The organism is Mesonia sp. K4-1 (assembly GCF_008017825.1).
In the GTDB taxonomy this organism is placed as follows: domain Bacteria; phylum Bacteroidota; class Bacteroidia; order Flavobacteriales; family Flavobacteriaceae; genus Mesonia.
In genome coordinates this window covers 386,551-402,365 of sequence record NZ_VRLS01000086.1, presented here as the reverse complement: position 1 = coordinate 402,365, position 15,815 = coordinate 386,551, and the positions used below count along the sequence as shown (strand labels likewise).

Below are 15,815 nucleotides of genomic sequence, written 5' to 3'. Positions count from 1 at the left end.
TCAAAATCTAAGAGCATTCATGATATATGCTTGTATAATAAAAAAACAGGCTTCGTAAAGCCTGTTCTTTTCACTAACCAATCAACTAGATATGACAACTAGTTTACTTTAAATACTTTTTAAAGTTATTTACCTTAATTTCTGCTTTCAAATCGTGAAGCAAATTATATAAGCCAAAAAATGTTCTATTGATATATAGAAAATGCTTACTTCCTCTATTTCCATTCATTTTTCGCAGCTCTGTATCTTTACTGTATTTTTCGCTTAACGCGGAAATCTTATTCCAAAATTCTTCGTTAGAAAAATCAAAAGTTTCATTATGAAACGGACTCGTAAAAAGACTCAACATCTCGTAAAATAATTCCGAAAAGAAATCTATCTCCTTATCGGAATCATCTGGACGTAAAATTTCCAATTCTGACAATTTTGTTAAGAAAAACTTTCTGTTATTGATATTCTCTGGAACCGCCAATTCAAAGTAAGGTGTATAAAACTCTTCAGGAACTTCTTTAATACACCCAAAATCAATAGCGATTAAATTCTTATCCTTATCAACTAAAAAATTACCAGGATGAGGATCTGCATGAACCGCTTTCAACTCGTGCATTTGATACATATAAAAATCCCATAAAGCCTGTCCTATTTTATCTCCCTCTTCTTTCTTAAAATCGGTTTTCGTGAATTCACTTAAATGCTGACCTTGCATCCAATCCATCGTAATGATTTTCTCACTCGATAAGTCTTCATAATATTTAGGAAATCGCAGACCTTCAATTTGCGCGCATTTTTGAGAGATATGTTTGCTTTGCTTTACCTCTAAAATATAATCAGTTTCCTCAATCAGTTTTCCTTCTACTTCTTTAAAATATTTATCAGAATCACTTCCTTGTAAATTGAACATTCTTGTAGCAATAGGTTTTACCATCGCCAAATCTGAACTTATACTTTCAGCAACACCAGGATACTGAATTTTAACCGCCAGCTTCTTACCGTCTTTCGTCGCTTGATGAACCTGACCTATACTTGCTGCGTTAATTGAGTTAGAATCGAACGTATCAAATAATTCTTCAGGGTATTCTCCATTATACTTTTTAAAGGTTTTTCTAACCAAAGGAGCCGAAAGCGGTGGAACACTGAACTGAGCTAAACTAAATTTTTCAACATAAGCACTTGGCAACAAACTTTTTTCCATAGAGAGCATTTGCGCTACTTTTAAAGCACTTCCCTTAAGGTTTTTTAGTCCGTCATAAATATCTTCCGCATTATCGTTATCCAGTTCATCTCGGCTTAATTCTTTATCAAAAGCTTTCTTACTATAATACTTCAAGTAGTTTCCGCCAATTTTAACACCAGTTTTCACCATCTCTGTGGTGCGCCCGAGTTTTCCCGTTGGTATTTTATCTATTGATTTCATTTTCTAAGCCATTTTTTCTTTAAAGAGGAACTTTCCAAAATCTAATACACGTTCTAAAGGTGTATTATCAAAGACATCAAAAATAGTATTGACAGACTTTTCTATGGCAACATCGGTTTTCTCAAATTGAGGAGAATTGTCATCCATCCAAAATTTCAGTAAAAACATCATTTGCAACCAAGAACCTTCAGAAAAAACGGTTTCATTCTTTTGAAGCAACTTTATATTTTTGGCGTCATTATCTTCAGCAATTAAATCTTTAGCGAAATTTTTTACATTTTTCCGCAGACCTTTTAACTGTTCTAGGTTCTTAAGTGTGCTTTCATTTCTATTCAGCATAAAGAGAACATAACTTCTATTTGCAGTAAGCATTTCAAAAAAAGTATAGAAGAAAGTGAGCATTTTTTCTCTATTAGAAAAAGAATCCACTTCGGGTGCAGCTTGCATTAAAGTGACACTCTTTATATAAAATTGTTCCCAAATTTCTTTTTGAATAGCTTCTAGGCTTCCAAAAGATTGATAAAATTCTTCTTCGTTAGATTTGTTTTCTTTCGCAAACTTATAAACAGACTTAGGAACTGTTTCGTGTTCTAAAACATATTCCATATAACTAGAGATCCATTTTTCTGTAGTCATTTTTACTGATTTCTTTTTCGTAACAGTTTTTTTCTTCTCCATAACATTCTATTTGAATCAAAGATACAGTTTTGTTAACCTATTAATTAAAAACATTAAACAAAACTTTGTTAAATATAATCTATTGTTTAGGCGTAAAAAGATAGAAGTTATTACACTTCTAGTATGCCAGTTTGTCATTTTAATTTTAATGGTATTTTTTTTGACATTAGGGAAATAAGAAAACAAAGTTTAAATAAAAAAAATATAGATATGGCAACAGGAAAAATTAATGTTTCAGTAGAAAACATTTTTCCCTTAATTAAGAAATTTCTTTATAGTGATCATGAAATTTTCTTGCGCGAATTAATTTCTAATGCAACAGATGCAACATTAAAATTGAAGCATTTAACTAGCATTGGAGAGACAGACGTTGAGTACGGAAACCCAAAGATTGAAGTTAAAATTGATAAAGAAAATCAAAAGCTTCACATCATCGACCAAGGAATTGGGATGACTAAAGAGGAGGTTGAAAAGTACATTAACCAAGTGGCTTTTTCTGGCGCTGAAGAGTTTCTAGAGAAATATAAAGATTCTGCTAAAGACAGTGGTATAATTGGTCATTTTGGTCTTGGTTTCTACTCTGCCTTTATGGTAGCTAATAAAGTAGAGATTATTACTAAATCTTATAAAGATGAACCTGCTGCGCATTGGATTTGCGAAGGAACTACAGATTTTACTATTGAAGATGCCGATAAGAAAGAACGCGGATCTGAAATTATTCTTCATATTAATGATGATGAAAAAGAGTTTTTAGAAGAAAGTAAGATTAGTGAGCTTTTAACGAAGTATAACAAGTTTATGCCTGTTCCTATTAAGTTTGGAACAAAAGAAAAAGAACTTCCTAAAGCTGAAGACGCTCCTGAAGATGAAGAAGCTAAGAAAGTAACCGTAGACAACATCATTAATAATCCTGAACCAGCCTGGACTAAACAACCTACCGAATTAGAAGAACAGGATTATAAAGGTTTTTACCGCGAATTGTACCCTATGCAATTTGAAGAACCTCTTTTTCATATTCACTTAAATGTTGATTATCCTTTCAATTTAACAGGGATTTTATACTTCCCTAAATTGAGTAATAATATGACGATGCAACAAGATAAAATTCAGTTGTATCAAAATCAGGTTTTTGTAACCGACAATGTAGAAGGTATTGTTCCTGAGTTTTTAACGATGTTACGTGGGGTAATAGATTCTCCAGACATTCCGTTAAACGTATCTCGTTCTTATTTACAAGCTGATGGAGCGGTAAAAAAGATTTCTAGCTACATCACTCGTAAAGTGGCAGATAAATTAAAGTCTTTATTTAATGACAATCGCGAAGATTTCGAAAAGAAATGGGACGATATTAAAGTAGTTATTGAATATGGAATGCTTTCTGAAGATAAATTTTTTGATAAAGCAGATAAGTTTGCCTTATATCCAACTGTAGATAAAAATTATTTCACTTTCGAGGAACTTCAAGAGAAGATTAAAGAAAACCAGACTGATAAAGATGGGAAAACGATAATCCTTTACGCTTCTAATAAAGACGAACAACACAGTTATATCGAAGCTGCTAAAACTAAAGGTTATGAAGTTCTTTTATTAGACTCTCCTATTGTATCGCACTTGATTCAGAAATTAGAAACTTCTAAAGAAAACATTTCTTTTGTTCGTGTGGATAGTGATCACGTAGATAACCTTATTAAAAAAGAAGAAGAACAGGTTTCTAAACTTTCTGAAGAAGAAAAAGAGAAACTAAAAACCGATTTTGAAAAAGTAGTTCCTAAAAAGACATATACAGTTCAATTAGAGGCGATGGATAGTTCTTCTGCTCCGTTAATCATTACACAACCAGAGTTTATGCGTCGTATGAAAGAGATGCAACAAACCGGTGGCGGTGGAATGTTTGGTATGGGTAATATGCCAGAAATGTACAATTTGGTAGTAAATACTAACAATGAGTTAATATCTACTATTTTAAATAGCGATGAAGAAACTCAAGGGAAGTTAATTAAGCAGTCGTTAGACTTGGCTAGGTTGTCTCAAAACCTTTTAAAAGGTGAAGAGTTAACTAATTTTGTAAAACGAAGCTTTGAGATGATAAAGTAAATTTTTTGTTGATCATATTTATTGTAAAAAAACCGTTTCATACATCTTGAAACGGTTTTTTATTTTTTTAACTTAGCAGCTTAATAAAGTTCAAACCACTATGAAAAAATATATTTTATTGTTGTGTACTGCTTTCGTCTTATTTTCTTGTCAAGAAGAGAAAAAAGCTGAAAAAGAAACTAAAGATGAACCTATTATCGAAAAAGAGGTAGAACAGAAAAAGGAATTAACACCAGCCGAACAATTTGCTGCCAACATTCAATCTGCTCATCAAACCTCCGATTTTAAAAGTCAGGAAGCGGTTCAGTTTCAATTAGATTTAATGTTTGGAGGTAAACAAAGAATGAAAGCTAAGATTACGATGCTCACCAATTCTAGCAAAATTAAAATTGAAAAGGAAGATGGTACTGTGTTAATGTATGATAATGAAAAAGTGTCCCTATTTCCTGAAGAAAATAATTATGACGGAGCTAGATTTGATATGTTCACTTGGACGTACTTTTTTGCTTTACCATTTAAATTAACAGATCCTGGTACAAATTGGCAAGATTTGAATGAAGGCAACCTTAATGAAACTACATACGATACAGCAAAACTTACCTTTGGCGATAATATTGGAGACGCACCAGATGATTGGTATGTAATTTATTCCGATAAACAAACAAAACTTATGAAAGCAGCAGCTTATATCGTTACTTTTGGGAAAGATACCGCTACTGCGGAAGAAAACCCACACGCCATTGTTTATGACAATTATTTTAGTGTAAGTAATGTTGCTTTTGCAAAAGACTGGTCTTTTTATAATTGGAGTGAAGAAGAAGGGATTTATGGAGAACCTATAGGAAGTGCAAAAATCTCTAATCTTAAGTTTTTAGAAACCGAAGACGGCTTTTTTAAAGCACCTCAAGAGAGCGTAGAAATTAAAAAATAATAAAACTTAGCATATTGTAAAGACCGCAGATAGCTTTATCTTTGCAAGATTAAATTTTTGATATGATAAAAATAACTTTGCCAGATGGCAGTATAAAAGAATTTGAGAAAGGCACTACTGTTTTAGAAGTTGCCAAAAGTATTAGTGAAGGTTTAGCCAGAAATGTGATTTCTGCAAGTTTTAACGGTACCACAGTAGAAACGAAAACAACCCTTACGCAAGATGGTTCTCTAGTTCTATATACTTGGAAAGACGATCAAGGTAAAAAAGCTTTTTGGCATAGTTCTGCGCACGTTTTGGCTCAGGCAATTCAAAAATTATATCCAGAAGCGAAGCTAACTATAGGTCCTGCTATTGACAATGGTTTTTATTATGACGTAGATTTTGGAGAACATAAAATATCTGATAACGATTTTAAAAAGGTTGAAGATAAAATGCTAGAGATTGCTCGTGGAAAACACGAGTTTGACATGCGTGAAGTATCCAAAGACGATGCATTAGCATTTTATAAAAACGAGAACAATCCATATAAAGTTGAATTAATTGAAAATTTAACTGACGGAGATATTACCTTTTGCGATCATGATACCTTTACAGATTTGTGTCGAGGAGGACATATTCCTAATACTGGTATTATTAAAGCAGTAAAAGTAATGAGTGTCGCTGGAGCTTATTGGCGAGGAGACGAAAACAATCCGCAACTTACAAGAGTCTACGGAATTACTTTTCCGAAGCAAAAAGAATTAAAAGAATATTTAGAGCTATTAGAAGAAGCTAAAAAACGAGATCATAGAAAATTAGGAAAAGAACTACAGCTTTTTACTTTTTCACAAAAAGTAGGACAAGGTCTGCCATTATGGCTTCCAAAAGGTGCTGCTTTACGTGAGCGCTTAGAAAATTTTCTAAAAAAAGCACAGAAGAAAGCTGGTTATGAAATGGTAGTTTCTCCGCATATTGGTCAGAAAGAACTTTATGAAACTTCGGGTCATTATGCGAAGTACGGAGAAGATAGCTTTCAGCCTATTACCACACCAAATGAAGGAGAAGAGTTTTTATTAAAACCTATGAATTGCCCACACCACTGTGAAATATACAATGCTTCACCTTGGTCTTATAAAGATTTACCAAAGCGTTTTGCAGAATTTGGTACAGTTTATAGATATGAACAAAGTGGAGAATTACACGGCTTAACTCGTGTTCGTGGTTTTACTCAAGATGATGCGCATATTTTTTGTACTCCAGATCAATTAGATGAGGAGTTCAAAAAGGTAATTGACTTGGTGCTATATGTTTTTGGTTCTTTAGGGTTTGAAAATTTTACAGCTCAAGTTTCTCTTAGAGATCCAGAAAATAAAGAAAAATATATAGGTGCAGATGAAAATTGGGAAAAAGCAGAAAATGCTATTATCAATGCAGCTAAAGAAAAGAATTTAAATTACGTAGTAGAAACAGGAGAAGCAGCATTTTACGGACCTAAATTAGATTTTATGGTTAAAGATGCGTTAGGTAGAAGTTGGCAATTAGGGACTATACAAGTAGATTATAATTTACCAGAGCGTTTTGAATTGACTTACAAAGGCAGTGATAATGAACTTCACAGACCTGTGATGATTCACCGAGCTCCTTTTGGAAGTATGGAACGTTTTATCGCTATTTTGTTAGAGCATACGGGTGGTAATTTCCCACTTTGGCTTATGCCAGAACAAGCTATTGTTTTGTCTTTAAGCGAGAAGTATGAAAATTATACGCAAAAAGTTTTAAATTTGCTAGAAAATAACGAAATTCGCGCCCGTATAGATAACAGAAGTGAAACGATGGGTAAAAAAATTCGGGAAGCCGAAATGAACAAACTACCGTTTATGCTTATTGTCGGAGAACAAGAAGAAAAAGACGGCACAGTTTCTGTACGTAAACATGGTGGCGAGGATTTAGGCGCCATGAGTGTAGAGCAATTTTCTGAAATTATAAAGAATGAAATTGCGTCTACTCTAAAAACATTTGAAGTTTAATTTAAAATTATAAAGTCATAGCAATACGTAGAAAAAAATCAAGAAAACCTTTAAGAGAAATTAAGGAAGATCCGCACAGAATTAACGGGAAAATTCGCGCAGAAGAAGTTCGTTTAGTTGGTGATAATGTGGAGATGGGTGTTTATCCTATCAAAAAAGCATTAGCTTTAGCAGAAGAGCTAGGCGTAGATTTGGTTGAGATTTCACCAAATGCTAAACCTCCTGTTGCAAAAGCAATGGATTATAAGAAATTCCTTTACGAACAAAAGAAAAGAGAAAAAGTTTTAAAAGCAAAGGCTTCTAAAGTTGTGATTAAAGAAATTCGTTTTGGTCCTAATACAGATGATCATGATTATGAATTCAAGAAAAATCACGGTAAAAAATTCTTAGAAGAAGGTGCGAAACTTAAAGCATATGTTTTCTTTAAAGGACGTTCTATTGTATTTAAAGATCAAGGAGAAATTTTGCTACTTCGTTTAGCTCAAGACCTTGAGGAATATGGTAAGGTAGAACAAATGCCTAAATTAGAAGGTAAACGTATGACCATGTTCATTGCTCCTAAAAAAGTAAAGTAACTTCTATCGTAGAAGTCAAAATTATATAGAGAGAGATAAATAAAACCTAAGGATATTATGCCTAAAATGAAAACAAAATCTAGTGCTAAAAAGCGTTTTAAGCTTACAGGTACTGGTAAAATTAAAAGAAAGCACGCGTTTAAAAGTCACATCTTAACAAAGAAGTCTAAAAAACGTAAGCTTGCTTTAACTCATAGTACATTAGTACATAAAGCAGATGAGAGTAACATTAAACTTCAATTACGTTTAAAGTAATTGACCGTTTAATTGGTTAAAACAATTTAATAACCCTGGAGTTAGGCCTTACAAAGAATTCGTGAAAATGAATCGCCTACTACAAAAATAATAAAATTATGCCAAGATCAGTAAATTCAGTAGCTTCAAGAGCCAGAAGAAAAAAGGTGATGAAGCAAGCAAAAGGTTACTTTGGACGTCGTAAAAACGTTTGGACAGTAGCAAAAAATGCGGTTGAAAAAGCAATGTTATATGCTTATAGAGACCGTAAAGCAAAGAAAAGAAACTTCCGTACTTTATGGATTACCCGTATTAATGCAGGTGCTCGTATGCACGGAATGTCTTATTCTCAATTTATGGGAAAAGTAAAAGCTAACGGAATCGAATTAAACCGTAAGGTTTTAGCCGATTTAGCTATGAATCACCCAGAGGCTTTTAAAGCTATTATTGAGAAAGTAAAATAAATTTGCAACCCATTTATCTCTCATATATTAAAAACCTTCTCTTTTAGAGAGGGTTTTTTTATCTTTATAATTATGCGAAAAATTCTACTTCTTATTATCGGAATGCTTATAGGTATTACTGCAACTGCTCAAGTTCCTGTCAACCTAATTAAGTTTAAGAAGTTTTATCGGTTAAAAAATCAATCTCAAGTATTCATTCCTTTAGGTAATGTAGCTTTTGCAGATACACTTATTGACTTCCGAGAAGGAAATCCTCCAGCTTTACCAGAGTATAGCAATCCGCAAGCAGCTGCTGGAGAACCAGATTATGAAAAATACTTAGACCAATCATACCTTTCTTTAGGTTGTCAAGGCCAAATTACAGCTGTTTTTAAAGACAATGGTTTTATAGATATTGATGGACCTGATCTTTATTTTTTTGAGATCGGCCCTTCAATTGAAGCTTTTAAAGTAGAGATCTCTAGTGACAATAAAACTTGGATCAATGTAGGAAAAGTAGATGGCGGGACTTCACAAATAGATATTGCTCGTGCTAACATTCCAAAAGAAAAAGAAGCAATTTATTATTACATACGACTTACAGATTTAGCCTCTTTTTGTAGCGGACCTACCGCTGGAGCAGATATAGATGCTATTGGAACGGTAGGTGGAGTTTTAAAACTAAATGTAGACGCTAATTTGCTTTTTGATACAGATAAGTATGAATTAAAAGAGACCGCTTTAAAAAAGTTGGAAGAGTTTAAAAAAGTGATTTCACAAATACCTAAAGCAGACATCATCATCTCTGGACATACGGATAGTGATGCGGACGATAAGTATAACTATATATTAGGAAAAAACCGAGCAGACGCTGTAGAAGTATATATTCATGAAATTTTGGATGGCAAAGGTGATTACACCTACAAAACAGAATCATACGGTGAAACACAACCTATCGTAGAGAACAATTCAGAGAAAAATAAACAAAAAAACAGACGTGTAGAAATATTGGTATTACCAGATAAAGAGTTTTACATACGACCCAAAAACAATTAGGTTTTTTGCTTTTTCTTCTTAGCTGCAGGAAATAAAACGTTATTTAAAATAAGTCGGTATCCTGGAGAAGTAGGATGTAAAGAAAGCTCTGTTTTTGGATCCCCCACTTTATGTTGGTAATCTTCTGGATCGTGACCTCCATAAAAGGTAAAAAAGCCTTTTCCTTTTATTCCGTGAATATAACGAGCCTCACCATTGGCTTTATTTTCTCCCATCACCAATACATTAGATTTGATAGTCTGTCTATCAAAAGAAGTGGTTTGTCCCATAAAACCTTTAACTAAAGCGGTATGGTTTTGACAAAGCATAGTAGGTACAGGATCCCATTTTGCCGAAAAATTCATTAAAGTAAAGTAGTCTATCTCTCTTGGGATTCTTCTTTTAGTAGTCATATCGATAGATGAAAACTCATACACCATGGGACTTCTTTCTAAAACAAAATCGGTGAAAGCGAAGGTTTTTGAATAGTCTATTTTACTCTGGTAAGCAGGATCACTAGCATCACCATCAAACATAGGTTCACAAATATCTACCCCTTCTGCAGAGAGAGCAATGTCAAAACTATCTGTAGCACTACACATAGCAAACATAAATCCTCCACCTACTACGTAGTTTCTAATTTTTAAAGAAACTGCCAATTTTTCTTCAGATACTTTTTGATAACCTAATTCATTTGCTAAAGCTTCTGCGTTTTTCTTTTCTTCAATGTACCAAGGAGTAGCTCGGTATCTTTTATAGAATTTACCATATTGACCGGTAAAATCTTCGTGATGTAGATGTAGCCAATCGTAAAGAAGCAATTCATCGTCTAAAACCTCTTTATCATAAATGGTTTCGTAAGGAATTTCTGCATAAGTTAAAACCATCGTTACAGCATCATCCCAAGGAGCATTTCCACTAGGGGTATAAACAGCGATTTTAGGAGCTTTTTCTAGAACTACGGCATCCATATTCTGAGACGGACTTTCAATTTCACTTAAAATTGATTCCGCTTTAGCGTTACTCAGCAACTCAAAAGAAACACCTCTAATTTGACATTCTTTTCTCAAAGCATCGGTATCTGGCATTAAAAAAGATCCTCCTCTATAATTAAGTAGCCATTTTACTTTTTGCTGTTTAGCCAGCACCCAATAAGTAATCCCATAGGCTTTCAAATGGTTTTTTTGAGTATCAGCATCCATAGGAATCAATACATAAGATGCATAAGACTCTATAGAAAGAACAAAGAATAAAACAGTAAATAAAAGTATTTTCTTCATACTTAAAAGTAAGTATAATTATTTAGAAAATAGAGTTAATCAAACTTTTTAAAACGGCACATCATCCTCATCATTTTGTCTTAAATTAGGCGATGATGAACCAAATGCGTCTTCGGCAGAGGGGAAGTTTTGAGTACTAAACCCTCCATTTTCATTATCGTCGTGATTCATTTTAGAAGGAATCTCTGAAGGATAATCAAACTGATCTAGATTATCAAATTTACCAAGATGACCAAGGAACTTAAGACGTATATTTTCTAAACCACCATTACGGTGTTTGGCGATAATGAATTCTGCTTGACCATCGGTTGGAGTTTGCTCCTCGTCATCCCACTCGTCAATTTTATAATATTCTGGCCTGTATATAAACGAAACAATATCTGCATCTTGTTCGATTGCTCCAGATTCCCTTAGATCGGAAAGTAATGGACGCTTGCTTCCTCCCCTAGTTTCTACCGCACGTGATAGTTGCGAGAGTGCGATTACAGGTATATTTAATTCTTTTGCTAAAGCTTTTAGGTTTCGAGAGATGGTAGAAATTTCTTGTTCCCTATTTCCGCCTTTTTGAGATCCCCCAGCTGTCATCAACTGCAAATAATCAATTACAATTAATTTAATACCGTGTTGAGAAGCTAAACGTCTTGCTTTTGCACGTAAATCAAAAATCGAAAGTGATGGGGTATCATCAATAAATAAAGGTGCTTTTTCTAAACCTTTTACTTTAACGTTTAATTGTTCCCACTCGTGAGTTTCTAAATTTCCCGTTCTTAGCTTTTCGGAAGAAAGTCCAGTTTCTGAAGAAATTAATCGTGTAATTAACTGTACTGATGACATCTCACAAGAAAAGAATGCCACTGGTATATTTTGACCCACCGCAATATTTCGCGCCATCGATAAGGTTAAAGCTGTTTTACCCATACCTGGCCTTGCTGCTACAATAATTAAATCACTGGGCTGCCATCCTGAAGTTAACTGATCTAGTTTTTCAAAACCTGAAGGAATTCCACTTAACCCTTCTTTATTAGATATATCTTCAATTCTCTTTTTTGCCTGAATTACTAAACTTTGTGCGGTTTCTGAAGAGCGTTTAATATTTCCTTGAGTAACCTCGTAAAGTTTAGATTCTGCTTTATCTAATAAATCAAAAACGTCTGTAGATTCATCATAGGAATCTTCAATAATTTCACTAGAAATTTTAATTAAACTTCGCTGAATATATTTCTGTAAAATAATCCTTGCATGAAACTCGATATGCGCAGAAGAAGATACTTTTTGAGTTAGCTGAATTAAATAATAATCTCCTCCACTAACTTCTAGCTTCCCATCTTTCTTTAACTGACTAGAAACCGTTAATAAGTCGACTGGTTCACTATTCTCAAAGAGTTTAAAAATAGCTTCAAATATGTATTTGTGCGCATCTTTATAGAAAACATCGGGATGTAAAATATCTATTACTTCATCTACCCCCTTTTTATCGATCATCATCGCTCCAATTACAACTTCCTCCAAATCAACTGCTTGAGGAGGCAATTTCCCTTTTTCTAATTGAATGATATTACTTTTAGGTGCAGAATATGCTCGACTTTGTTTTACTTTCTCCATAGTACGAATGTAAAAAAAATGTTAACGAAAACGTCGTTTTTTATGATTAGGATAGTTCACACCTTATGAACAATCTCCCTGTTTATAACTTAATATTTTTGTTGATAACCACAAAAAAATCCGAAACAAAAAGCTTCGGATTTTGTATTAGTAAGGTTTAAAGGAGTTAGCCTTTAAAAACCCCCATTGAAGAATATTTTTCCATTCTTTTTTCCACTAATTCTTTTGGTGATAAGTTTTTCAACTCCGCATGAGATTCAATAATTACTTTTTTAAGTGTAGTAAACATTTCCTCTCTATTACTATGAGCACCACCCAGTGGTTCTTTAATGATAGAATCTATAACTTTTAGTTTTTTAGCATCGGTAGCAGTAAGTTTTAAAGCTTCTGCAGCTTGCTCTTTATGATCCCAACTTCTCCATAAAATAGAAGAACAGTTTTCTGGAGAAATTACAGAATACCAAGAATTTTCTAACATCATTACTTTATCTCCAACACCAATTCCTAGAGCTCCTCCACTTGCACCTTCTCCTATTACAACTACGATAACAGGTACTTTTAAGCGAGTCATTTCAATGATATTTCTAGCAATAGCTTCTCCTTGGCCGCGCTCTTCTGCTTCTAAGCCTGGATAAGCTCCTGGTGTATCAATAAAAGTGACTACAGGAACATCAAATTTCTCTGCAGATTTCATTAAACGTAGTGCTTTACGATAACCTTCTGGGTTTGCCATACCAAAATTACGGTATTGCCTAGTTTTAGTATTGTATCCTTTTTGCTGACCAATAATCATAAAACTTTGTTCCCCAATTTTTCCTAAACCACCAACCATAGCTTTATCGTCTGCCACATTTCTATCACCGTGAAGTTCTAAAAATGTTTCACCACATATAGCTTTAATATAGTCTAATGTATAAGGTCTGTTAGGGTGTCTTGACAACTGTACACGTTGCCATGCCGTAAGGTTTTTATATATTTCCTTCTTTGTTGAGGCTAGTTTCTTTTCTATTTGCTTGCAGGTTTGTGTTACATCTACATCACTATCTACACCTATAGCGCAAGCTTTATTATATTGTTCTTGTAGCTCTTTAATAGGAGCTTCAAATTCTAAGTATTCCATAGTGGGTTATGGCTTTTATTAGTTTATAGCCTACAAATATATAAAACTTATTCTTGTGTAATCAAACTAAGAATTATTAATTTAAATTGAATTTTTCTTTACGGAAGAATATTTAACTCATCAACTTAGCGTTTCGCTTTTCTTAGCAAGATAATAGCTAGAACTCCAAAAAATACATTTGGAAACCACACAGCTATAAGCGGTGAAAAAGTAGATTTCTCTGCCATGGTACCAAATACTTTATCAAAAAACACAAATACAAAGGCAATAGCAATTCCTATTGCTAAGTTTACTCCCATCCCTCCTCTTCGCTTCATTGCAGAAACTGCTACAGCAATAATGGTTAAAATATAGGCTGAAACAGGTAAACTCCAACGTTTGTATGCTACCACTTTATAACGGTTAATGTTAGCAGAACCTCTTTTCTTTTCTTGTTCTATAAACTCGTTAAGCTCTGTAAAATTCTTAGTTTCTGCTATATAAGATACAGGTGTAAGCTCACCAAATTCAAAGGGTAAAACCGTATCTAATTTTCTATGCTGTAATAAAATATCATCTGAATTCTTTCCTACGATCCTTTTCTCAAAATTAGATAAGGTGTAAATTGAATCTTCTTCGTTAAACTTTAATCTACTAGCACTAATCTTAAATTGAAGTACATTTCCTTTAAAATTTTCTAAAGTGAAATTACTTGCGGTTTTATTTTTAGGATCAAAATTGGTAGCAAAAATAAACTCATCATCATTTATTTGTTTAAAAACATCTTTTGTTTCTGCTGCATCTCTTCCATGCTTTAGATACTTATAGGTAAAATCATTAAACCCTTGACTAGCACTAGGTGCCAAATACATCCCCATTACTAGAGCTCCAAGGCAAATTAAAGTCGCTCCTATAAGGTAAGGTCTTAGAAATCGATTAAAGGATACCCCTGAACTTAAAAAGGCAATAATTTCTGTATTATTTGCCAGCTTTGAGGTAAAAAATATAACAGATAGAAATAAGAATATAGGAAAAAGTAAATTAGCAAAGTAAATGGTAAAGTCTATATAATAATAGAAAACCTCTAAAAACGGAACTTCATTTACTAAAATTTTGTCGATTTTTTCGGCAAGATTTACCGTTATCCCAATAGGAATAAACAACAATAGCAACGTAAAAAACGTTCCTAAATAGCGTTTAAGAATATACCAGTCTAATATTTTCAAATTATAATCTTTTATCCATTTGTTTAACCATCTTATCTTTCCATTCTCTAAAATCTCCAGCTATAATGTGTTTTCTAGCCTCTCGAGTTAGCCAAAGATAAAATCCTAAATTGTGAATGGTTGCAATTTGCTTGCCAAGCATTTCATTCACCGAAAATAAATGTTTTAGATATGCTTTAGAATATTCGGTGTCAACCCAAGTAATTCCCATTTCATCTATAGGTGAAAAATCATCATACCATTTTTTATTTTTGATATTGATGGTTCCGTGGGCAGTAAAAAGCATTCCATTTCTAGCATTTCTAGTAGGCATTACACAATCGAACATATCTACCCCTAATGCTATATTCTCTAAAATATTTATAGGTGTTCCTACTCCCATAAGATAACGAGGCTTGTCTTCGGGCAAAATAGCCGTCACCACTTCAGTCATCGCATACATTTCTTCGGCAGGTTCTCCTACAGAAAGTCCACCTATTGCATTTCCTTCCGCTCCAGCGTTAGCAATATATTCGGCAGATTGTTGTCTTAAATCTTTATAGGTGCTCCCTTGTACAATAGGAAATAGAGTTTGATCATATCCGTAAAGGGGTGGTGTGTTATGAAAATGATTCATACAACGATCCAACCAACGATGCGTCATATGCATAGATCGTTTTGCATAGCGATAATCGCAAGGATAAGGTGTACACTCATCAAAAGCCATGATGATATCTGCACCAATAGTACGTTGAACATCCATCACATTTTCGGGCGTAAAAAAATGATAACTCCCATCAATATGAGACTTAAATTTCACACCTTCTTCTTTTATCTTTCGGTTTGCCGAAAGAGAATAAACTTGGTAACCACCACTATCGGTTAAGATATTGCGATCCCAATTCATAAATTTATGTAATCCACCAGCTTTTTTTAAGACTTCCATTTGGGGTCTTAAGTAAAGGTGATAAGTATTACCCAAAATAATATCTGGGTTAATTTCTTCTTTAAGTTCTCTTTGGTGAACTCCTTTTACAGTACCAATAGTACCAACAGGCATAAAAATAGGGGTTTCTATTTTTCCGTGTGCTGTAGTTATTTCTCCAGCTCGGGCTTTACTACCACTATCTTTAGCTAATAAATCAAATTCCATATCTCTTTTTCAAAGTGGCAAAGATAAACAACTATAAGTAATGGCTTGTAAAAATTAAGCAAC

The 15,815-nt window shown here is 33.5% G+C and carries 14 protein-coding genes; 7 read left to right on the top strand and 7 right to left on the bottom strand.

Annotated elements, in window-relative coordinates:
- Positions 1–103: 103 nt before the first annotated feature.
- Positions 104–1,414: an AarF/ABC1/UbiB kinase family protein gene (locus tag FT986_RS14110; RefSeq protein ID WP_147865602.1), complete on the bottom strand. Its 1,311-nt coding sequence runs from the start codon at positions 1,412–1,414 to the stop codon at positions 104–106.
- A 3-nt stretch (positions 1,415–1,417) separates the two neighbouring features.
- Positions 1,418–2,092, bottom strand: coding sequence for a TetR family transcriptional regulator C-terminal domain-containing protein (locus FT986_RS14105; protein WP_147865601.1), 675 nt, complete (start codon positions 2,090–2,092; stop codon positions 1,418–1,420).
- Between the two features lie 210 nt (positions 2,093–2,302).
- Between FT986_RS14105 and htpG the strand changes: the two genes are divergently transcribed.
- The 7 genes from htpG to FT986_RS14070 all read left to right on the top strand — a co-directional run bounded on the left by htpG (position 2,303) and on the right by FT986_RS14070 (position 9,434).
- Positions 2,303–4,186, top strand: coding sequence for a molecular chaperone HtpG (htpG, locus tag FT986_RS14100; RefSeq protein WP_147865600.1), 1,884 nt, complete (start codon positions 2,303–2,305; stop codon positions 4,184–4,186).
- 100 nt (positions 4,187–4,286) lie between these two features.
- The gene (locus FT986_RS14095; RefSeq protein ID WP_147865599.1) at positions 4,287–5,117 is read left to right on the top strand and encodes a DUF6503 family protein; all 831 of its coding nucleotides are present in this window, start codon (positions 4,287–4,289) and stop codon (positions 5,115–5,117) included.
- Positions 5,118–5,179: 62 nt separating this feature from the next.
- Complete coding sequence (gene thrS, locus FT986_RS14090) at positions 5,180–7,126, top strand: threonine--tRNA ligase (RefSeq protein ID WP_147865598.1); 1,947 nt, start codon at positions 5,180–5,182, stop codon at positions 7,124–7,126.
- Positions 7,127–7,185: 59 nt separating this feature from the next.
- On the top strand, positions 7,186–7,701 hold the full coding sequence (gene infC / locus FT986_RS14085) for a translation initiation factor IF-3 (RefSeq protein ID WP_255505992.1): 516 nt from the start codon (positions 7,186–7,188) through the stop codon (positions 7,699–7,701).
- A gap of 57 nt (positions 7,702–7,758) precedes the next feature.
- Positions 7,759–7,956: a 50S ribosomal protein L35 gene (gene rpmI, locus FT986_RS14080; RefSeq protein ID WP_073147228.1), complete on the top strand. Its 198-nt coding sequence runs from the start codon at positions 7,759–7,761 to the stop codon at positions 7,954–7,956.
- Positions 7,957–8,054: 98 nt separating this feature from the next.
- Entirely contained in the window at positions 8,055–8,399 is a 345-nt protein-coding gene (rplT, locus tag FT986_RS14075; RefSeq protein WP_111541544.1) for a 50S ribosomal protein L20, read from the top strand.
- A 72-nt stretch (positions 8,400–8,471) separates the two neighbouring features.
- Positions 8,472–9,434: an OmpA family protein gene (locus FT986_RS14070; RefSeq protein WP_147865597.1), complete on the top strand. Its 963-nt coding sequence runs from the start codon at positions 8,472–8,474 to the stop codon at positions 9,432–9,434.
- Here FT986_RS14070 and FT986_RS14065 read toward each other — a convergent pair.
- The 5 genes from FT986_RS14065 to tgt form a co-directional block, all read right to left on the bottom strand.
- Entirely contained in the window at positions 9,431–10,693 is a 1,263-nt protein-coding gene (locus FT986_RS14065) for an asparagine synthetase B (protein ID WP_187248641.1), read from the bottom strand. The two genes, FT986_RS14070 and FT986_RS14065, sit on opposite strands and share 4 nt — an antisense overlap.
- A 48-nt stretch (positions 10,694–10,741) precedes the next feature.
- Positions 10,742–12,295, bottom strand: a complete 1,554-nt coding sequence (dnaB, locus tag FT986_RS14060; RefSeq protein WP_111541542.1) for a replicative DNA helicase — start codon at positions 12,293–12,295, stop codon at positions 10,742–10,744.
- A gap of 166 nt (positions 12,296–12,461) precedes the next feature.
- On the bottom strand, positions 12,462–13,415 hold the full coding sequence (locus FT986_RS14055) for an acetyl-CoA carboxylase carboxyltransferase subunit alpha (protein WP_147865596.1): 954 nt from the start codon (positions 13,413–13,415) through the stop codon (positions 12,462–12,464).
- A gap of 125 nt (positions 13,416–13,540) precedes the next feature.
- Positions 13,541–14,620, bottom strand: a complete 1,080-nt coding sequence (locus FT986_RS14050; protein ID WP_147865595.1) for an LptF/LptG family permease — start codon at positions 14,618–14,620, stop codon at positions 13,541–13,543.
- A 1-nt stretch (position 14,621) separates the two neighbouring features.
- Positions 14,622–15,752 carry a tRNA guanosine(34) transglycosylase Tgt gene (tgt, locus tag FT986_RS14045; protein WP_147865594.1) on the bottom strand — a complete coding sequence of 377 codons (1,131 nt, stop codon included), beginning with the start codon at positions 15,750–15,752 and terminating at the stop codon, positions 14,622–14,624.
- Between the last annotated feature and the right edge of the window lie 63 nt (positions 15,753–15,815).